Origin of the sequence: Hydrotalea lipotrueae (assembly GCF_019249625.1) — a bacterium.
Taxonomy (GTDB): Bacteria; Bacteroidota; Bacteroidia; order Chitinophagales; family Chitinophagaceae; genus Hydrotalea; species Hydrotalea flava.
On the sequence record NZ_JAESDL010000006.1, the window covers coordinates 66,831 to 85,782 of the forward strand.

General features: G+C 38.7%; 20 protein-coding genes. 16 read left to right on the plus strand and 4 right to left on the minus strand.

From position 1 onward, the window contains the following. The first annotated feature begins 5 nt into the window (after positions 1–5). Positions 6–722, plus strand: a complete 717-nt coding sequence (locus JK139_RS05695) for a PRTRC system protein B (RefSeq protein ID WP_054282581.1) — start codon at positions 6–8, stop codon at positions 720–722. Then, entirely contained in the window at positions 635–1,525 is an 891-nt protein-coding gene (locus JK139_RS05700) for a PRTRC system ThiF family protein (RefSeq protein WP_228733134.1), read from the plus strand. The genes JK139_RS05695 and JK139_RS05700 overlap by 88 nt, the downstream gene beginning before the upstream one ends. Before the next feature lie 236 nt (positions 1,526–1,761). Here JK139_RS05700 and JK139_RS05705 read toward each other — a convergent pair whose 3' ends face one another. Both JK139_RS05705 and JK139_RS05710 read right to left on the minus strand, forming a co-directional pair. After that, positions 1,762–2,166, minus strand: a complete 405-nt coding sequence (locus JK139_RS05705; RefSeq protein ID WP_157444947.1) for a hypothetical protein — start codon at positions 2,164–2,166, stop codon at positions 1,762–1,764. Between the two features lie 60 nt (positions 2,167–2,226). Continuing rightward, a complete protein-coding gene (locus JK139_RS05710) occupies positions 2,227–2,775 on the minus strand; it encodes a hypothetical protein (RefSeq protein WP_054282584.1) in 549 nt (182 codons plus the stop codon). 186 nt (positions 2,776–2,961) lie between these two features. Between JK139_RS05710 and JK139_RS05715 the strand changes: the two genes are divergently transcribed. Together JK139_RS05715 and JK139_RS05720 are read left to right on the plus strand one after the other, a co-directional pair. Then, positions 2,962–4,071, plus strand: a complete 1,110-nt coding sequence (locus JK139_RS05715; RefSeq protein ID WP_157444948.1) for a hypothetical protein — start codon at positions 2,962–2,964, stop codon at positions 4,069–4,071. A 4-nt stretch (positions 4,072–4,075) separates the two neighbouring features. Beyond that, the gene (locus JK139_RS05720; protein WP_157444949.1) at positions 4,076–4,825 is read left to right on the plus strand and encodes a hypothetical protein; all 750 of its coding nucleotides are present in this window, start codon (positions 4,076–4,078) and stop codon (positions 4,823–4,825) included. Between the two features lie 666 nt (positions 4,826–5,491). On the opposite strand, the gene JK139_RS05725 is transcribed toward JK139_RS05720, so the two are convergent. Then, positions 5,492–6,175, minus strand: a complete 684-nt coding sequence (locus JK139_RS05725) for an IS982 family transposase (protein WP_218330777.1) — start codon at positions 6,173–6,175, stop codon at positions 5,492–5,494. Between the two features lie 1,308 nt (positions 6,176–7,483). Here JK139_RS05725 and JK139_RS05730 point away from each other — a divergent pair. The 12 genes from JK139_RS05730 to moaCB all read left to right on the plus strand — a co-directional run bounded on the left by JK139_RS05730 (position 7,484) and on the right by moaCB (position 18,009). Continuing rightward, entirely contained in the window at positions 7,484–7,945 is a 462-nt protein-coding gene (locus tag JK139_RS05730) for a (2Fe-2S)-binding protein (RefSeq protein WP_074418470.1), read from the plus strand. Between the two features lie 19 nt (positions 7,946–7,964). Beyond that, positions 7,965–10,172 (plus strand): xanthine dehydrogenase family protein molybdopterin-binding subunit, encoded by a 2,208-nt coding sequence (locus JK139_RS05735; RefSeq protein WP_218330778.1) that lies wholly within the window; start codon positions 7,965–7,967, stop codon positions 10,170–10,172. 111 nt (positions 10,173–10,283) lie between these two features. Next, positions 10,284–10,694 (plus strand): c-type cytochrome, encoded by a 411-nt coding sequence (locus JK139_RS05740; protein WP_218330779.1) that lies wholly within the window; start codon positions 10,284–10,286, stop codon positions 10,692–10,694. Positions 10,695–10,714: 20 nt separating this feature from the next. Then, entirely contained in the window at positions 10,715–11,818 is a 1,104-nt protein-coding gene (locus JK139_RS05745; protein WP_074418473.1) for an XdhC family protein, read from the plus strand. Then, positions 11,815–12,426, plus strand: coding sequence for a nucleotidyltransferase family protein (locus JK139_RS05750; RefSeq protein WP_074419280.1), 612 nt, complete (start codon positions 11,815–11,817; stop codon positions 12,424–12,426). Before JK139_RS05745 ends, JK139_RS05750 begins: the two co-directional genes overlap by 4 nt. Further along, positions 12,407–13,396 carry a GTP 3',8-cyclase MoaA gene (gene moaA, locus JK139_RS05755; RefSeq protein WP_228733135.1) on the plus strand — a complete coding sequence of 330 codons (990 nt, stop codon included), beginning with the start codon at positions 12,407–12,409 and terminating at the stop codon, positions 13,394–13,396. The genes JK139_RS05750 and moaA overlap by 20 nt, the downstream gene beginning before the upstream one ends. Positions 13,397–13,407: 11 nt before the next feature. Beyond that, positions 13,408–14,583 (plus strand): molybdopterin molybdotransferase MoeA, encoded by a 1,176-nt coding sequence (locus JK139_RS05760; protein WP_218330780.1) that lies wholly within the window; start codon positions 13,408–13,410, stop codon positions 14,581–14,583. 12 nt (positions 14,584–14,595) lie between these two features. Next, positions 14,596–15,321, plus strand: a complete 726-nt coding sequence (locus JK139_RS05765) for a sulfite exporter TauE/SafE family protein (protein WP_218330781.1) — start codon at positions 14,596–14,598, stop codon at positions 15,319–15,321. A 15-nt stretch (positions 15,322–15,336) separates the two neighbouring features. Further along, the gene (locus JK139_RS05770; protein WP_074419270.1) at positions 15,337–15,564 is read left to right on the plus strand and encodes a MoaD/ThiS family protein; all 228 of its coding nucleotides are present in this window, start codon (positions 15,337–15,339) and stop codon (positions 15,562–15,564) included. A gap of 2 nt (positions 15,565–15,566) precedes the next feature. Then, positions 15,567–16,652 (plus strand): HesA/MoeB/ThiF family protein, encoded by a 1,086-nt coding sequence (locus JK139_RS05775; RefSeq protein ID WP_074419271.1) that lies wholly within the window; start codon positions 15,567–15,569, stop codon positions 16,650–16,652. Positions 16,653–16,655: 3 nt separating this feature from the next. Next, on the plus strand, positions 16,656–17,099 hold the full coding sequence (locus tag JK139_RS05780; RefSeq protein WP_074419272.1) for a molybdenum cofactor biosynthesis protein MoaE: 444 nt from the start codon (positions 16,656–16,658) through the stop codon (positions 17,097–17,099). Between the two features lies 1 nt (position 17,100). Then, positions 17,101–18,009: a bifunctional molybdenum cofactor biosynthesis protein MoaC/MoaB gene (gene moaCB, locus JK139_RS05785; RefSeq protein ID WP_074420308.1), complete on the plus strand. Its 909-nt coding sequence runs from the start codon at positions 17,101–17,103 to the stop codon at positions 18,007–18,009. Between the two features lie 36 nt (positions 18,010–18,045). Here moaCB and JK139_RS05790 read toward each other — a convergent pair whose 3' ends face one another. Further along, complete coding sequence (locus tag JK139_RS05790; RefSeq protein WP_218330782.1) at positions 18,046–18,894, minus strand: helix-turn-helix domain-containing protein; 849 nt, start codon at positions 18,892–18,894, stop codon at positions 18,046–18,048. Between the last annotated feature and the right edge of the window lie 58 nt (positions 18,895–18,952).

Sequence of the window (18,952 nt, forward strand, 5' to 3'; positions counted from 1 at the left end):
TTATTATGAAAGATGTACTGGAAAATATCGGAACGCTTTACCATCCTAAAACGGCTTTGGTTTTTTATGAAGCGAAAGGAACGAGTAAAGAAGTGTATGTGGAATATTTTGATATGGATAAGAACGGCAGTCCTATCAATGCCCATCCTTTGACCATCAAGGAAGCACAGCGTTTGTCGAAGGCGTTGGATACTACAAGAGAAGGCAGTAAGGCTTTTCTGAAACCCAAAGGCATCATCGCTTCAAATGTCCTTTACACAGACCCTTCGGAAAACGGTTTTGTGATGTGGTTTACAAAGGCGACCTGTAAAAATCTCTTTTTCGTTGAAGGTTTAGGCATTTCAAACGGTAATGCGAGTGTACCCGCATTACTTTGGATAGCCAACAAAGACAAGCTGCATATCTATGCCCTGAAAAGCGTCAGGAAACCAACTGAAAACACACCGCTTTATCATGCTCCTTTTTTCAATGTCTATGCAGAAGGAAGCGTATGTATGGGTACGGTGGATGTCAATATCAGGAAGTCTGCATCATTGGAGGAATTTACAACCGCATGGGAAGCCTATTTCTTTAACAGCTATTTCAGCCACCTGATGCAAAATCATAACCCCATACACGGTAACTGTGTGAGTCTATGGAAGAAACTGCGGAAGACTGGAGAGCCATTTCCAAAAGAGGTATTGAAAAAGACAGACAGAACAATAAAAAATATACTACGATGAAAACGGATAAAATAAAAGTACACTTTACAGACAATGACCTGATTGCTCCCACCAATCCCATCGAGGTAAATCTGATAGGGGCTGGAGGTACGGGTTCAAAGGTGCTTACAGCATTGTTGGAAATGAATTACAGCCTGAATGAATTGGGACATGCAGGGTTAGCGGTTAGGCTTTGGGATGATGATATTGTAACGGATGCCAATTTAGGCAGACAAAGGTTTGCTGAATGTGAGGTAGGGTTATATAAGTCCGTTGCCCTGATAAACCGTTCCAACAGATGGGCTGGAACATATTGGAAAGCAGAAACTACGAAGTTTGAGAGGGATGGCTTAGACAGGATGCCGGATCATGCACAGGCAAGTATTTACATTTCCTGCGTTGACAGTGTAAAGGCACGATTTGAAATAGCTGAAATACTTAAAGGCCTGAATAATTACAGTGCATACCGCAATCAAGCCAAATATTGGATGGATTTCGGCAATAGCCAGTCCACAGGGCAGGTGCTATTGTCCACTATTGGAAGTATTAGGCAACCACAATCTGAAAAATATGAGGCGGTTGCAAACCTGCCATTCGTTACGGATGAGTATGGGGAACTGCTGAAACAATCCGAAGAAAACGATAATACACCAAGCTGCTCACTTGCAGAAGCTCTGGACAAGCAAGACCTGTATATCAATCCCTCCCTTGCACAAATGGGTTGCTCCCTGCTATGGGGCCTTTTCCGTAACGGAATGACAGAAAATAAGGGCTTCTTTCATAACCTTGCCAACTTTACCACCCAGCCGATAAAGGTCGCCTAAAGACCTCCCAGGCGGCGCATCGGCATTCCTTTCCCCGTAGGCGGAACACCGCTGCGCGGAGAAGCGGTGCAGCCACTTATGCAAAACCGTCCTCACTACCTTTTTAGTCCGTTCATCCGTTTCCGCATAACAGGCTGCGGCATTATTAATCATCTATATTACTGGAGATGGTCTTCCTTATTTGAGGCTGCAATTATGAATTTGTAAATTCTTCAGTTCTTGCTTTCTATGAGCATCTAAGATTCCTCTTCTTCATCTGATTTTGTAGCCCATTCCAGATGTTTTATTATACCTTTTTGTAGGCTCAAAAGGAAAGGTATTCCATCGCTTCTCACTATGCTATTGGGATTGCAAATCTCAAGAAGAGTGCTTAAAGAATTAGCAAACCAGGCATAATTTCCTCTAAGTGGAGGAATTGCTTGCACATTCAAATACCTGATAGCACCAATAAGTATCTCATCACCATCCGGCAAACCCTCCACTTGATAATAATTTTGATTTGCGATTTCAATAAACTTATTGGTCATTTCATTTAATTCAGAAATATCTTCTGGAAGCCTTTCAATAGGAGCCGAATCCTTATCCCACATTAAGTCTTCCGCTAACATAAAGCAAACCTCAAGTAATTTGTTCTCGTCCATGTTATACTTTTAAATCATTACGATTGTCAGAGATTATATTTATGCGTCCGGGAGCTTTATCTAAGCATTTACTCTGGCATACACCAGCGGTACTATTCCTCGTAATAATTGAATTGCCGGTGACAAAAGTATTTCCTGATATTGATGCAGTCCCTTTTCTCCGTGAACAATGTTACACCGGATTGAATAAAGCGTTTTCATTAAAGCAAGGATTTTTGTCGCAGGTGCTGCTGATTGCAATCCATTGATAAGTTGTTGGTCGCGGTTGGGCTGCGGTGTTCCTCTATTCAGGTCAATATTAAAATGAGGCATCGCCTGATATAATGCCTGGATTTGGTTGTCAAGTCCTTGCTGTGTTAAATAATGGGCAATAGCAGCAGCTCCAAGAAAATCAATTGTAAAAGTAGTAGCTCCCGCTCTGTCACCAACTTGTTCTCTCGCATTACCAGTTTCCTGAGCTTTTTTTATCGGAACAATATTGTACAGGAAGTTATAGTTGATAAATAAGGTTACGTATTTATCAATAAGGCTGGCAACATCCCCATCTACTATATTATCGGCTTTCTGAAGCCACCTGTTATAAAAATCCTGTTGATCTGGTGATAGCATATTTTAGATTAATTTGATGCTTTCAAATCTACGGTAATTCACTCCAATGTTGTAAGATTCTGTTCTGGAAATCCGAGAATTTCGTCGGCACTTGGTAATGGTAGAGTGAATTAATTATTTAGAACAAAATATTATATTTTGCAACAGTCTATTCAAACCCTGTAAAGAAATTGTCTGATGAATGATATGTCACTTTTTGAAAAGAAAGAAAGAACATTAGATGGGCCTGCTAAATACAACGTAGATACCTATCAGTATTATAACGATAGTGCCAGGCAAGACATGGAAGTCATAAGACAGCTACTTGAAAAATGGTTTTCGCATTATCCCGATGATGAAAAGCAAGACCTAAAGACACGATTTCAAGCCTCATTTGATGCCGCATTTTATGAGTTATATATTTATACACTATTCACGAAACTGGGATTTTCATTATCAATACACCCTGATATTCCCGGCACATTAAAACGTCCGGATTATCTTGCTACAAAAGATGGGGAGTTTCTTTATATCGAGGTAAAACACATGACAATGCTATCCCAAGATGAGCGGTCGCTTGAAAGGAAAAAGAATACACTTCTCGATTCGTTGGATAAAATTGATGCATCGAATTTTTTGTTGAAACTGGATGAAATAGTTTTCAAAGATAACAGCCAGCCAAGTGGAAAAATGATCGTCCGTTATTTTAACCAAGCCATTTCATCGTATGATCCTGATATATATACAGACCTTTTAAGTCAACGTGGATTTCAGGCAATGCCTAAAATTGTATATGATGATGATAAAGTCAAAATAGAGTTGCAGTTAATTCCAAAATCGCCATTACATCGTGGAACTAATTCCCGTTCCATTGGCACTCATCCGATCGTTACCCAAATAGGTAATGATAGCGAGGATATAATTACTGCTTTGGAATCAAAAGCTACGCGCTATGGAGCATTAAATGCTCCGTACATTATTTGTCTAAATAAGCAGAGCATTTCTCTTGATATTATAGAAGTGCAGGAGGCGCTATACGGCTCATTGCAAATTTCTTGGCGTGATATTCCTGACAACCGGGATGAAAGATTAGAGCTTTCAGGAAATGGTTTTTTTGGTTCAAAAAATAATCCCAAGTTTACAAGAGTGTCAGGAGTATATATTACCAACGCCAATACGGCTAATTTAGCCACAACTGTAGATCACGCATTCCGACACAACCCATTTGCACAGTTTCCGACCTATATGGTAATTGACAAGCCGGTGCAGGAATTGTTGAGCATCCCTCTTGATTACCCAATGTCATCTAAAATCTGATTCTATGACAGACGCCGAATTGATGGTTAGAGCATCCATTCAAGTTTTTCTGGCAAAAGCAGATTACCCCAAGCCAGAAGGTTTTGGTTCTTGCTGTGTAATCGTTTACGAAAACCGAAGGTTTTTTATTTCAGTTTCGCACGTTACTGATGCAGAAGGATACACCACTTTTTTAGAGACTAATCAACCATTTGATAAGAGGGGGCCAATCATTCAACCCATAGGAGGTATTTGTTACTTCGATCAGATAAAGGTAACGAAAGACATGTCTCTGGAGGACTTTGAATCGGTATTACAGCAAGGCAAAAGATTGGATATTGCGTTTGCTGAAATTAAACATAATATAGAGCTGCTGCAACCTGAAATGGATTTTAAAGCATTTAAGGTGGAAGCATCAACAAAGTTGCCGTTGTTTATGGAGGATGCTGCTATGCCAACCAAAGACGAACGGTATGGCTTCTTTGGAAAAGTTAGGCATAGCTATAATGGAATACAACTTTCCATGATACCAACCTTGAAACATAGTTTAAAGTTCCATCGCACTAAAGGAGAATTTTATATGTTCTTGGCTCCCCAGATAATATCCGATAGCGAGGATTATGAAGGATGCAGTGGTGCGCCTATTTTAGATAGTCAATGCAGAATTGTGGCTCTTGCCTGCGCAGTACACACTGGTACCAGGATTATTTATGGGTTCCCGATTCAAAAGTGTAAGGAATTATTAGACTACGCACTGCAAACTGGTATGCTATAGTGCCGTATCTTAAATATTGAAAATCAGTATATTGTATTGTAGTATTTTGAGTGTATTTTTTATTTAAAGTTCGCACAACAGCTTTAAATCCGCTAAAAAGTGGTTCGAGTTTTGTACCACAGGGTTCACGATTTTAATTTACCCGATCGTATAATGGCAGTACTTCAGATTCTGGCTCTGATAGTTCAGGTTCGAGTCCTGATCGGGTAACTAATGTTATGATGAAGCTGGTTTTATTTTTTGGCTGAATAAGGTTATACGCTAATTATATTTTAAAAGCATTATGCATTCAATGTAATAACTTTTTTGTTTTGGATGATTTTATCGGTCCGCTTAGGGAGTGTAAAATAAACTGTGTAATAATATATTGATAGAACAGAGCCAGTAGCAAAGTTCTTGCTAAAATTGGTCGGGCTCGATGCCCGGCCAACTTTTTTTAAAAGTAATGTTGATGTCACATCGCCATTGCTTCGTTCTTGCTTTAATAAAGGCATCATTTTTATAAATTCAAAAGGTATTCTGTCTGGATAAATAATACTTAATCCAGGTTTCCTGTTTTAAATAATTGCCTTTACTTGAAAAGCAAAAACGAATAGTAATATTTTAAGCAAGAATCCACCCTTTGTAACTGCATGAATTGACTGAGATGTCAGTTCTACAATTTCGCTAATGGTGGTTTCTATGCGTTTTCTCATGATATTCTTTATAAACCTCTGATAAGGTTTGTCTGCTCCTTTGCTGTTTGCCTTCCTGCATATCTTCAGCTCTATCAATTCTGTTTCTTTGTATAGCTCTTCCTTCCAGTTGGTATGCCGTGTAGGCACTGTCTCCAAATAAAGTACTTTCGGGCGGCAAATCCATAAACATTTTTTGCAGGGCATTCACATCATGTTCGCTGCCAGGCGAAAAGCAAAGTTCAACCGCTATGCCGTCTTTGGTTGTAATCAACTGTACTTTTACACCATAAAAGTATTCCTGTTTACTGGCATTAAAACCCCACCATTGCTCACCCTTCAATAGTTTACTGCGGCTAATACGTATGTTATCACAGGCTTTCAAAGGAAATGAATCAATAATGCATTCCAGCTCTGCACACATATACTTAAACAGCCTGCCAATATGCAAAAACAGCCACATCAACAGCGTGGCCACCTTATGGAGCCGCTTATTGAAACCACTCTTGCCAATCATTGCCGGCACCATATTATGTGTCCGCATATAATTGATGGCATGGAACTGGTTCCCTTTAAAAGAAAGAGCGGACACTAATGCCGTGCTGATAATCTCACTGTCACTTACTTTACGCTCCTTGTGTTCGACATGATGGATACCTTTGAGTATATCATCCACTAAACAGTAAATACTAATAACTTTGTCCTAAAGCATTTGAATAGAAATTTTGTTTTCGCAACTCAAAATTATTCTGTTTCAAATGCTTCTATTTTAGGAAACTTGAATTATATACTAATACTATAATCAACGATTTGGTATTAGTTATGAAATTACGCCCTTAGTACAATGGTATAAAAGCGAAGGCAGTGCCCCATTCAGCAAGACCAATAATTTACTTTTTGATCCCGGTATAATTTTTAGGGGGAACCATGGGTTTAATTTTGTACCAAGGTTAGCATTTGAAACTCAGGGCAGGTATGGTTTTACCCCTGTATTCAATAAAGTGTATTTACAAACAAAGGATGTAGATTATTGGTTTTCGATATCATTTCCAACGCGTTTTGGTAACAATGCACCTGCTTCAGTTGGTGGAAATTTGCAAGTAGGCTTTACATTTAATTAGGGGAAAAAAGGGCCATTCTGTAGAAACAGAATAGCCTCTAACGATTGCTTGCCATATGAAAAATCTTAAAAATATTTTCTCTCTTGTTCCCCTGTGCAATGTAAAAGTGCAAGTTTCTTTTATTATGAACAAACAATAATTTATATCAATTTATGATATCCAAAGTAAAAAAATAATTATAACTATATTATAATCAATTACTTATGAATATTTTAACGTGATGTCCAAAATAAATTATTAAAATAAATATTTAATTTTTTATTCTATTTTTTGATAAAATTCTCAAAAAAATAATTAATTATTAAAATTATCGTCTAAAATTTATAATTTTAAGACAGAAAATAAAACATATAATTTAATATAATATTAAATATTGCTTCAATTATGCCCCCTGTCCTCAATTTGCCAGTGGGTTTAGGGTACAAAATTTTACCCTGCAAAGAAACAGCTTCAAAATGATGTTACATATAAAATACCCTAAAGCAATTACGAAGAAAACGGGTGTTGAAAAACTAAGTGTATGGTATCGGTTGAAACCCGTTTTTGGCGGGTACCTGTGAAAGAAAAAATTCAGCAAATGCTGTAACCTTTCATGCAAAAATCGTTATATCCAATAACGGCGGTTTGGCGTCATCCTCGAAGCAGTATATAAAAATTTATCTCAGTCTAATTTTTCTGTTAAAATTTAAACATCAGTACAAATGTTTTGTTTGCGCTATTGTTTTGCTTAAATTTAAACTTTGATTGTTGCATGGTCGGTATGTTCGTTTTGTTTGGAGATTATAGCATTCCAAGTTTTATGAAATCGTTTCAAAGCTACTGTTCTGTAAAAAAAATATTTCAATCTATAAAAAAAGTAAATCATGATTACTTTAACCGTAAACAATAAAACCTATACAATTGATGTGGCACCTGAAATGCCTCTGTTATGGGCTATTAGAGATTATGTTGATTTAACAGGCACCAAATTTGGCTGCGGTATTGCACAATGTGGTGCCTGTACCGTACATGTAAATGGCACTCCCGTTAGGTCGTGTAGTTTTCCGGTTGCTGCTGCCGCAGGTAAAAATATTACCACCATTGAAGGGTTAGATGAAAACAAAGCTGGTCAGGCCGTTCAAAAAGCCTGGATTGAATTGCAAGTACCACAATGTGGCTACTGCCAATCGGGTCAAATTATGAGTGCTACAGCACTGCTAAAAAACAAGCCCAAACCTACTGATGCCGATATTGACGCTGCCATGCAGGGAAATTTATGCAGGTGTGGCACTTATCAGCGCATCCGTTCTGCCATTCATCGTGCCTCAGAAATCATGAACGCTTAATCCATAAAAATATCAAAATATGTCGGAGTCTACTTCAACCATAAATCGTCGTAATTTCCTGAAATTATCAGGATTTACAGGCACCGGCCTTATGATTGGCCTATCATTAAAAGCAAATGGAGAATCTGTAATTGAAAAAATTACCCAGTCTTACCTGGAAAAACAGAAAGCACTACAGAAGCTAACAGGAGCCGGTTCAAGGTATGATTTATCGCCTTTTGTAATCATAGAACCTACCGGACAAATAACCCTCATGAATCCCCGTCCCGAAATTGGTCAGGGGGTTTATCAATCTGTACCGTCATTAATTGCAGAAGAATTAGAAGTACCATTAGAAGGCGTTACCATTCAACAAACCGGAGGGCAAAAAAAATATGGCAATGGCCAGTTTTCCGGAGGTAGTGCATCGGTAAGAACCAGTTATATGCAAATGCGCCAAATTGGTGCTGCCGCCAAAGAAATGTTAGTGATGGCTGCTGCGCAGCAATGGGGTGTACCAGTAAGTGAATGTTATGCCGATAATGCAAAAATTATGCATCGTCCATCAGGCAAAACTTTGGGATATGGCGATGTAGCTGCTGCTGCCGCAAAATTGGAAGTGCCTAAAAATCCAACATTAAAAGATCCAAAAAACTTTAAAATACTAGGTAAACGGTATCCACGGCCAGATGTTCCTCTAAAATCAACCGGCAAAGCAATGTTTGGTATTGATGTAAAAGTGCCCGGTATGGTATATGCCTCTATTGAGCGTTGCCCGGTGTTTGGCGGAAAATTGGTGAGGTATGATGATACAGCCGCAAAAAAAGTGAAAGGCGTAATTGGAGTTGAAACCTGTGAACGCGATATTAATGGCCATCATTCCGTGGGTGTTGCAGTACTGGCTGAAAATTACTGGGCAGCCCTGCAGGGAAGAAAAGCATTGAAAGTTACCTGGGATTATGATGGGAATGAATCCTTTAATTCAAAAGATTTTGCTGAAAGCTTACGCCAATCGGCTAAAGAAGAAGGGGCTATCGACCATCAATCAGGTGATTTTGATAAAGCCTTTGCCGAAGCGCCGGTTAAATTAGAAGCCTTTTATGAAACACCTGTGGTTTCACATTCGCCCATAGAGCCTATGAATTGTGTTTGTAATTGGTATGATGGCAATAAAATTGAAATTTGGGCATCTACGCAAGTACCGGGTAGAATTATGGATCAGTTCACTAAAAAGTATAATATTCCTGAAGAAAACATCACCATTCATGTATTATTTAGCGGAGGTGGTTTTGGAAGAAGATTGTATCCCGACTATGTAGAAGAAGCAATTGAGCTCAGTAAAAAAATTGGCAAACCCGTTAAATCATTATGGACAAGAGAGGATGATACCAAAATGGGTCCCTTCCGCCCCATGACTTTTTCGGCATTTAAAGGTGCATTAGACGCAAATGGTAACCCGTTAGCCTTTCAACACAAAGTAATTGCACCAACCTTAGATGGCAATAAAAATTACGATAAAACAAAGTCGAATGGCACTATGACGGAAGGTATTAGTGAACAGAAATACGAAATTCCGAATATGAAAAATTTGTACGTGTTTCATTATATGCCGGTTCCATTGGCTGCATGGCGAGCGGTTACCAGTACTACACTGGCTTTTTCGCATGAAAGTTTTATAGATGAAATGGCGGTAGCAGCTAAAAAAGACCCCATGGCATTTCGGTTAGATATGCTTGCAAAAGATACTGACACCAAAACCCTTATGCAAAAACTAAAAGAAGTATCTAAATGGGAAACACCTTTACCGGCAGGATGGGGCAGGGGTGTTGCACAATGGGAGTTTTTTGCAGGATTGGCCGGTTATGTGGTAGAGGTTTCAAAAAAAGGTAATGGCATTCAAATAGAAAAAGCATACGCTGTAATTGATTTGGGAACGGTGGTAAATCCCGATACGGTAGAAGCGCAGGTGCAGGGAGCTGCCGTTATGGCTTTAACTGCCGCCATTAAAAATGGCATTACCTTCAACAATGGTCAAACGGTTCAAAGTAATTTCAACAACAATCCATTGGTACGCATCAATGAAATGCCACCGGTTGAAGTGCACATTATTGCCAATGGCGGTCCTAAAATAAAAGGCGTGGGCGAACCGGGTTTGCCACCTTTTGCTCCGGCACTCTGTAATGCTATTTATGCAGCCACCGGAAAAAGAATTCGCAAATTGCCTTTTGATATCAACCATATTGTTTAACCATTCAAGTATAAATGAATTGTGCATGAAATAGCCCCGTGGAATGTTACAAACTAACCGGACGAATCATTCTGCTATTTCATAAGACCAATGGAAACATAAAATGTACACATGAAAAAACTAATCAGTAGCATGGCATTGTTAACGCTTGGCGTTTTGGCTGTTTCTTTTCAACAGGACAAGGCATTATTGAAAGAAAGCATAGCAAGAGGTAAGGAAGCATACGGCATGTATTGCCAAAATTGCCACATGGAAGATGGCAAGGGACAGGAGGGCGTTTTTCCGCCTTTGGCCAAATCAGATTTTATGCAAAAGCCGATAGCTGAATTAATTAATGTGGTATTAAAAGGGCAAACCGGTGCAATTACTGTGAATGGGGTATCGTTTAACAATATTATGCCGGCACAGGATTATTTAACCAGCGAACAAATTGCGGATATTTTAAATTATACCAGAAATAGCTGGGGCAACCGCTTAAAGGGAATGGTTACTCCGGAACAGGTGAATCACTTGCGTGAATAAGCAGCAGAACATGAAGCGGCATGAAAGAAATAAAAGATATTATTGCAGCGTATGATGCGGCTTGCCGTTTACAACAACAAACAGCATTGGCCACTGTGGTGCATGTGGATGGTTCTTCTTACAGAAGGCCCGGTGCCAGAATGTTGGTGAATGAAACGGGCGAATTAACCGGTGCCATCAGCGGCGGATGTTTGGAAGGTGATGCTTTGAAAAAAGCATTGTTGGCCATGCATCAGGATAAAAAGAAAATAGTGGTGTATGATACTACCGATGAAGATGATGCTAAACTGGGTATTCAATTAGGTTGTAATGGCATTGTTTCAATATTGTTTGAACCCTTATGCATCAACGATACCAATGAACATGCCCCTATTCAGCTATTACGCAAAGCCGTGGCCGACAGAAAACCTGCACAACTGATATGCGGTTATGCACTGGAAGATGATCAGCATTTCGGTACTACTACTGCTGAATTTCTACCACTTTCATTACAACAACAGTTAGCAGAACCGATTGCCTCGGTTATTGCAACAGAAAAATCGGATCATGTGATGGTTGCTTGGGAGGGGAAAAAACACCAATTTTTTATTCAATGGGTGCAGCCTTCCATTCAGTTGGTAATTGTGGGTGCTGGCAATGACGTGATGCCATTGGCGCAGATAGCAGCAACGCTGGGATGGGATGTGGTAATAGCTGATGGAAGAAAAACACATGCAACCCATCAACGCTTCCCTATGGCAAATCGAATCTTGATAAGTAAACCTGAAGAAGTAGCAGGAAAATTACAGGCAGATGCCAAAACTGCCGTTGCTTTAATGACGCATAATTATAATTATGATTTGGCTGTGCTCTCAACCTTGCAATCCACACCATTACCTTATATTGGTTTATTGGGGCCAGTCACAAAAAGAAACAGAATGTTACATGATTTAGAACTGCAGGGTATTCACTACAACGAAAAGCAGCTACAAACTATTTATGGACCAACGGGGCTGGATTTAGGTGCAGAAACTGCAGCAGAAATTGCACTCTCCATTGCTGCAGAAATTATGTCGGTGATGCATCAACAATCACCCATTCATTTAAGAGAGAAGTCATTACCCATTCATGCTGCCACAATATGAGTACCGGTGTAATCATACTGGCGGCAGGGGCAGCAACCCGAATAGGACGAGCAAAAATGTTACTGCCGTATCAATCTACCAACCTGTTACTGCATTTGGTTCAGGAGGTGAAACAAATACAGCCGCAACATTTGCTGATTGTTACCGGCTTTTATCACCAACTTATTCTGGAACAAATGAATTGGCAAAAGGATGTGGATATTGTGTACAATGAAAACTGGCAAAAGGGGATGGCTACTTCTATTCAAAAAGGGATTGAGTACGTTATGCAAAAACCATTACCCGTCACACATTTGTTTTTGCTGGTAAGTGATCAGCCTTTTTTGAATAGTACCCTTTTACAAAACATGTTAACCTTGCAACAACATACACAAAAAGGCATTGTAGCAGCAGAATATGATGGCATTATTGGCACGCCAGTTTTATTTGCAGAACAATATTTTGCAAAGTTATTAGAACTGAAAGGAGATGTGGGTGCCAGAAAAATAGTACATCAATACCGAAAAGATGTGGCTACTATTGCTTTTCCTTTAGGGAAATTTGATATTGATACACCGGAGGATTATGAAAAATTTTGCCTCCTTAATAATGAAAGCAATGCTAAATGATACCCATCAACGTAAACATACTTATTTACGTATTTCACTGACCGATAATTGCAACCTTCGTTGTTTTTATTGTATGCCGGCGGCTGATTATACTTTTATGCCATCGGCCAAATTAATGCAGCCGAATGAAATTTTAGAACTGGCCAAAATTTTTGTGAATGAAGGCATCACCAAAATAAGATTAACGGGTGGCGAACCACTGGTTCGGAAAGATGCTCCAAAAATTATTGAATTACTGAGCAGCCTGCCGGCAACATTAACCATTACTACCAATGGTGTTCGGGTACATGAATTTATAGAAAGTTTTAAAGCGGCTGGCATTTCATCTGTAAACATTAGTTTAGATACTTTGCAAAAAGAAAAATTTCAACAACTTACCCGCCGCGATGAATTTAAACGGGTAAAAGCAAATATTGATGCATTGTTACAGCACAACTTTAAAGTAAAAGTAAATGCAGTAGTGGTAAAAGGAGTAAATGACAATGAGCTATTGGATTTTGTGGCATGGACACAACATACCCCCATTGACGTTCGATTTATAGAGTTTATGCCTTTTGATGGAAATCAATGGAAAAGCGATAAATTGGTTACCTGGGCACAAATGCTGGAAACCATTCAAAAAAAGCATACCACCATCTCCATACAAAATGATGTACACGATACCAGTAAACAATACCGTATTGAAAATTATGCCGGTACTTTTGCCGTAATTAGCACCATGAGCGCACCATTCTGTGAAGGATGTAATCGTATTCGTTTAACTGCAGATGGCAAAATGAAAAACTGTTTGTTTGCAGAACAGGAAACAGATTTATTAACACCACTTCGCAACCATCAGGATGTGTTACCGCTTATACGGCAGAATCTTTTAACCAAACACAAAGCGCTGGGCGGACAATTTTCCAAGCAATTTAATTTAATTGATGCCAATTCATTACACAACAGAAGTATGATTGCCATTGGCGGTTAATAAGTAGCAATATGATTTCAGTAGCAACAGCAAAACAAATTATCAACAGTCATTCTAAAACATTGCCAACAATAGAACGTCCTATTCTTCAAGCACCAGGCTATGCATTGGCACAAACCATCGTAAGTCCTATTCAGTTTCCTGCATTTCGTCAATCCTCTATGGATGGTTATGCTATTTATTATGTTGAAAAAGAAAAAACATTGCTCATTCAGGATGCATTACCTGCCGGAACTTCACAACAATTAACGTTAGAAAACGGAATGGCCATTCGCGTTTATACCGGAGGCCCTATACCGGATGGTGCCGATTGCGTTGTACAAAAAGAATATGTAAATCTAATTAACCAATCTATTCAAATACAATCCGATCGTATAGTTCAGTTGGGCGATCACATTCGGGAAAAAGGCTCCGATATAGAAAAAAATACAGTTTTAATTGAAGCAGGAACTGTTCTGCGTCCGGCACATATTGGTTTGTTGGCCAGTGCCGGTATTACAAACGTGCCTGTTATTCAAAAACCATCTGTTGCTATTTTACTTACCGGAAACGAATTGGTACAGCCGGGCCAATCCTTACAATTTGGGCAGGTGTTCGACTCTAATGCATTCGCCATTCAGGCACATTTAAAACAAGCCGGTATTGAAAATATTGCAGTGCATTATTTAAAAGATGACCTGAATGATACCATTGCAAACATTAATGCTGCGGTACAAGAATATGATTTGATATTACTGACCGGTGGCGTAAGTGCGGGAGATTATGATTTTGTTCCTGCCGCCTGTATCAAAGCGGGTATAGAACAGCACTTTCATAAAGTGAAGCAACGACCCGGGAAACCATTGTTTTTTGGGACACAGCAAAACCGGCTGGTATTTGGTTTGCCGGGAAATCCGGGTGCAGTTTTATCCTGTTTGTATCAGTATGTATTGCCCGCCATCGATCAATTGTGTGGAACCCATACTATTCAAACAACTACTGCCCATTTAAAAGCACCATTTAAAAAAACAATTCCGCTTACACAATTCCTGAAAGGATACTATGAATCAGGAGAAGTAACTGTTTTGCCGGCACAGGCTTCTTATCAGTTAAGTGCATTGGGAAAGGCGAACTGTTGGATAGAGCTGGAAGAAGAGTGGACATTCATTGCCGCACAGCAGGAAGTAAAAATATATTTATTTATTTAGAACTATCATTGTATGCATGAAATTTGGTTGTACATTTTGTTTTTTTTGGTAGCGTTTTTTTATTCCAGTATTGGGCATGGTGGTGCCAGTGGTTATTTGGCTGTAATGGCCTTGTTAAGTTTTAGTCCGGCTGTAATGAAGCCCACATCTTTATTGCTCAACACATTGGTATCTTTCATTGCTTTTGTTTCATTTTATCGAGCCGGTCATTTCAAATCTAAATTGTTATGGCCATTAATAGCAGCCTCTATTCCATTTGCGTTTATTGGCAGTATAATGCCAGTTTCAGATTCAATTTATAAAAAGCTATTAGGGGTAGTATTACTCATTTCTATTATTCGGCTTTTGTATCAAAATTCTGAAAAGCCTTTAAATCCGTCGCCCAAATGGTATGTATTGTTTGTAATAGGTGCCATTATCGGGTTGGTTTCCGGAATGATTGGCATGGGCGGAGGAATATTATTGGCTCCGGTTTTATTGCTGATGGGATGGTCTACACAAAAACAAACAGCCGCAATCTGTGCTATCTTTATATTTTTAAATTCTTTATCTGGCATGGCAGGTCAAATTAAAACAGGATTTCCGCTCAGTACACAAATCATTTATATTGTTATCATTGTATTATTAGGTGGGTGGGTGGGCGCTTATACTGGTTCAAAAAAACTCAATGAAAAAAATATGAAGTACATGCTGGCCGTAGTTTTAATCATGGCTTCCATCAAACTGTTATTTGTATAATCAATAGATTAAAAAATGGAAATACTATTTTTTGGAAATCTCATCGATATTACCCGGCAGCCTAAAGAATTGATAGAGGGCGTTGCTGATACAGCAGCATTAAAACAGTTGCTGGAAAAAAAATACCAGCCATTGCAAACAGCAAAATATTTTATAGCGGTAAATGGTAAAATGGTGCAGGAAAATACAATTTTAAACAAGGGAGATACGGTGGCATTGATGCCACCATTTTCAGGAGGATAAATATGTTTGAACAAAAACGATATAGCAGGCAAATGATATTGCCTGGTTTTGGCTTGGCAGCACAACAAAAGCTGTATCAGGCAAAAATCTTGATTGTGGGAATCGGTGCACTGGGTTGTCCTGCCTTGCAATATCTAGTGGGCGCAGGTGTTGGAGAAATAGGTATCATAGATGGGGATACCATACAATTGCATAATCTGCATCGCCAAACTTTATTTAATACTTCTGAAGTGGGTGAAAAAAAGGTAACCGTTGCAGCAGCAAAAATGCAGGCATTGAACCCTGAAACACACATAACGGTATACCCCTTTCACATCAATAATCACAATGCACTACAAATCCTGACAGGGTATGATATAGTGATAGATGCTACCGATAATTTTTCTGCAAAATATATGTTGAATGATGCCTGTGCTCTTTTAAATATTCCTTTGATATACGGTGCTGTTTCCGTGTATGAAGGGCAGTTGACGGTTTTCAATTACACAAAAAATAATGGAAGAGATATTCAGTATCGGGATGTTTTTCCTGTGCCACCGGCAGCAGATGAAATTAAATCCTGCGAAGAAGCCGGAGTACTGGGTATGTTGCCGGGAATGATTGGTACCATGCAGGCTACAGAAGCTGTTAAATTAATAACAGGATTAGGCCGTTTGTTAGATGGCAGATTATTTACCTACCATGTTTTGAATGCTGTGGTTTATGAAATTGAATTATTGAAAAATAAGGCGCTTACTGCAATTGACCGTTCTACTTTTGAAGCCATGGATTATGAATTGCATTGTGCCACTGAAACAGCTATTCCTGAAATCAGTATTCCTGAATTTAAAAAAAGGCAAAAAAAAAATCAATTTTTTGTAATTGATGTTCGTGAATACCATGAATATCCCACCATTGATTTTGCAGATCTGCATGTACCTGCTTCAGAACTCTCTGCTTTTAATAACGAATTACCCGGCAATAAAGATATTTGTGTAATTTGTCAGCATGGAATTAGAAGCGTGTATGCAGCAGCGCAGTTACAACAGCACACCCAACAAAAAGTATATAGTTTAAAAGGTGGATTAACTGCCTATTTTAATCAGTAGTATATGAAAACAAAAAGTATTAAAAATATATTTGTGGAAGGCGCCATTGCTCCGCAAAAAATTGCCAATAGCATTGCACAACACGCCACCCAAAAAAATATTGGCGCACACAGCATATTTTTAGGCCAGGTACGGGCCGATGAAAAAGAAGGAGGAAGGGTGCAAGCAATAGAATATACCACTTACAAAGAAATGGCTCTGCAGCAAATGCATGATATAAGAGAAGATTTATTTCAAAAATACGAACTTACATGTATGCACGTGTATCACAGTTTAGGCATAGTTCCGGCAGGCAAAATCAGTTTATTTGTATTTGTTTCATCAACACATCGTAAAGCATCTATTGCAGCCTGTGAAGAATTGGTTGAAGCCATTAAATTTCAATTACCTATTTGGGGTAAAGAAATTTTGAATAATCAAAATACTGTTTGGAAAGAAAATCATTAATATGGTCAACATCACCCATAAATCAAACAGCTTACGTAAAGCCATTGCTGTTGTAAACGTAAAAACATCTGCTCTTGAAACCATAGTAGCCATTCAGGAAAAAAAAGTGCCCAAGGGAGATGTGTTTTCATTCGCAAAAGTAGCCGCATTATTTGCTATCAAAAAAACCAGCGAGGTAATTCCGGATTGCCATCCATTACCAGTTGAATTTGCCGATGTTCGGTTTACTATCCGGGAATTATCGGTAGAAATCATTGTTGAAGTGCATACCATTTATAAAACCGGTGTAGAAGTAGAGGCCATGCATGGCGCTGCTGTTGCTGCATTAACCTTGTATGATATGTTGAAACCCATTGATCCGCAAATAGAAATTCAGCATATTCGTCTGTTATCAAAATCAGGCGGAAAAACCGATCGTAAAATGTTGAATACGAAAAAGCTTCAGGCGGTAGTGATTGTTTGTTCCGACAGTATTTATAATCAAAAGGTAACAGACAAGGCCGGCTTAGCCGTAATAGAAAAACTCAAATCATTTCAAATACAAACGGCGCATTATGCTGTTATTCCCGATGAGCGTTCATACATTCAGGAACAAATACAACGGTATGCCATTGATGAAATTCAATTATTGTTTTTTGTTGGAGGCACCGGTGTTTCAGAAAGAGATATAACACCGGATGCTGTTCGCCCATTATTAGATATGGAACTGCCGGGCATTATGGAAGAAGCCCGCCGTTACGGTCAGGAACGAATGCCTTATGCCATGCTGTCGAGAAGCGTTGCCGGTTTTATTAAAAACACTTTGGTATTAACCCTACCAGGCTCTACCAGAGGTGCTACAGAATACTTGGAAGCTTTGTTTCCGGCAGTATTGCATGCTTTGGAAATAAAAAACAATCAGCCACATTAGTTTGCAGCATTATGGAATGTAGCGTTTGCTTTAATGTTAGTTGTTTAAATAATGCTTTCTGAAAACAGAAGGGGTTACTCCGGTAACTGCTTTGAAGGTTTTATTGAAATGTGAAATATTGCCAAAGCCACACTCAAAACAAACATTGGTAATGTTTTGATGATACAGTAATAATTTTTTTGCCTGATTGATGCGGTATTGGTTAAGAAATTCAGTAAAAGTGAAATGTGTTGCTTTTTTAAAATATCTGCAAAACGCTGCAGTAGTTAAACTACATAGCCTGGCTACATCCTTTACGTCAATCGATTGCTGATAGTGTAATTCAATAAATTGATAAACCTGCTGCAAGCGTTGATTTTCTTTTTGTAATACTGAAACAGATACGGGTTTTACATGCAGCGTTTCTTTTTCATCACTATTTGCTAAAAGTTGAAGTACCTGCAATAACCGGATTAATTTTTCAAAATGTGGTAATGTTCGTATTTCTTTTAGAAGCGTTCCTGCCTTCAATTTTGTATCGCCATAAAAAACCAGACCTTCCTTTGCCAGTTCAAGCAGGGTTCTAATAGCACCAAATTCCGAAATAGAAATTATTCCATCCCCCAAAAAATCTTCCCGCATTTGAATAACAACGGTTTCTACTTTGTTTTTAACTCCATAATCAAAATTGAGGTGTGGTATATTAGGACCAATCAATGCCAGATCACTGCCTTCATAATTGGAAATATGATTACCAATATGCCTTAAACCCTTAGGTGATTCTACATATACAATTTCATATTCTGGATGAAAATGCCAGTAAAAAATATCATTTAAATTAGGATTCTGCAAAATCCGCAATGAACTGTCAGGGCCGGTTTCGCAGTTTTCTCTTTTAGCCCGCATGGTGCTGTATTTGTAAACAAACTGTAATTTATCGAAAAAAATTATCAATACAGCATAT

What these genes read in the sequence shown, in the direction of transcription:
- JK139_RS05770 (WP_074419270.1), top strand. Translation starts at nt 15,337, where the DNA reads ATGGAAATACTATTTTTTGGAAATCTCATCGATATTACCCGGCAGCCT.
- JK139_RS05790 (WP_218330782.1), bottom strand. Translation starts at nt 18,894, where the DNA reads ATGCGGGCTAAAAGAGAAAACTGCGAAACCGGCCCTGACAGTTCATTG.
- JK139_RS05765 (WP_218330781.1), top strand. Translation starts at nt 14,596, where the DNA reads ATGCATGAAATTTGGTTGTACATTTTGTTTTTTTTGGTAGCGTTTTTT.
- JK139_RS05780 (WP_074419272.1), top strand. Translation starts at nt 16,656, where the DNA reads ATGAAAACAAAAAGTATTAAAAATATATTTGTGGAAGGCGCCATTGCT.
- JK139_RS05735 (WP_218330778.1), top strand. Translation starts at nt 7,965, where the DNA reads ATGTCGGAGTCTACTTCAACCATAAATCGTCGTAATTTCCTGAAATTA.
- JK139_RS05775 (WP_074419271.1), top strand. Translation starts at nt 15,567, where the DNA reads ATGTTTGAACAAAAACGATATAGCAGGCAAATGATATTGCCTGGTTTT.
- JK139_RS05730 (WP_074418470.1), top strand. Translation starts at nt 7,484, where the DNA reads ATGATTACTTTAACCGTAAACAATAAAACCTATACAATTGATGTGGCA.
- JK139_RS05740 (WP_218330779.1), top strand. Translation starts at nt 10,284, where the DNA reads ATGAAAAAACTAATCAGTAGCATGGCATTGTTAACGCTTGGCGTTTTG.
- JK139_RS05695 (WP_054282581.1), top strand. Translation starts at nt 6, where the DNA reads ATGAAAGATGTACTGGAAAATATCGGAACGCTTTACCATCCTAAAACG.
- moaCB (WP_074420308.1), top strand. Translation starts at nt 17,101, where the DNA reads ATGGTCAACATCACCCATAAATCAAACAGCTTACGTAAAGCCATTGCT.
- moaA (WP_228733135.1), top strand. Translation starts at nt 12,407, where the DNA reads ATGAAAGCAATGCTAAATGATACCCATCAACGTAAACATACTTATTTA.
- JK139_RS05705 (WP_157444947.1), bottom strand. Translation starts at nt 2,166, where the DNA reads ATGGACGAGAACAAATTACTTGAGGTTTGCTTTATGTTAGCGGAAGAC.
- JK139_RS05720 (WP_157444949.1), top strand. Translation starts at nt 4,076, where the DNA reads ATGACAGACGCCGAATTGATGGTTAGAGCATCCATTCAAGTTTTTCTG.
- JK139_RS05715 (WP_157444948.1), top strand. Translation starts at nt 2,962, where the DNA reads ATGTCACTTTTTGAAAAGAAAGAAAGAACATTAGATGGGCCTGCTAAA.
- JK139_RS05700 (WP_228733134.1), top strand. Translation starts at nt 635, where the DNA reads ATGGAAGAAACTGCGGAAGACTGGAGAGCCATTTCCAAAAGAGGTATT.
- JK139_RS05750 (WP_074419280.1), top strand. Translation starts at nt 11,815, where the DNA reads ATGAGTACCGGTGTAATCATACTGGCGGCAGGGGCAGCAACCCGAATA.
- JK139_RS05760 (WP_218330780.1), top strand. Translation starts at nt 13,408, where the DNA reads ATGATTTCAGTAGCAACAGCAAAACAAATTATCAACAGTCATTCTAAA.
- JK139_RS05745 (WP_074418473.1), top strand. Translation starts at nt 10,715, where the DNA reads ATGAAAGAAATAAAAGATATTATTGCAGCGTATGATGCGGCTTGCCGT.
- JK139_RS05710 (WP_054282584.1), bottom strand. Translation starts at nt 2,775, where the DNA reads ATGCTATCACCAGATCAACAGGATTTTTATAACAGGTGGCTTCAGAAA.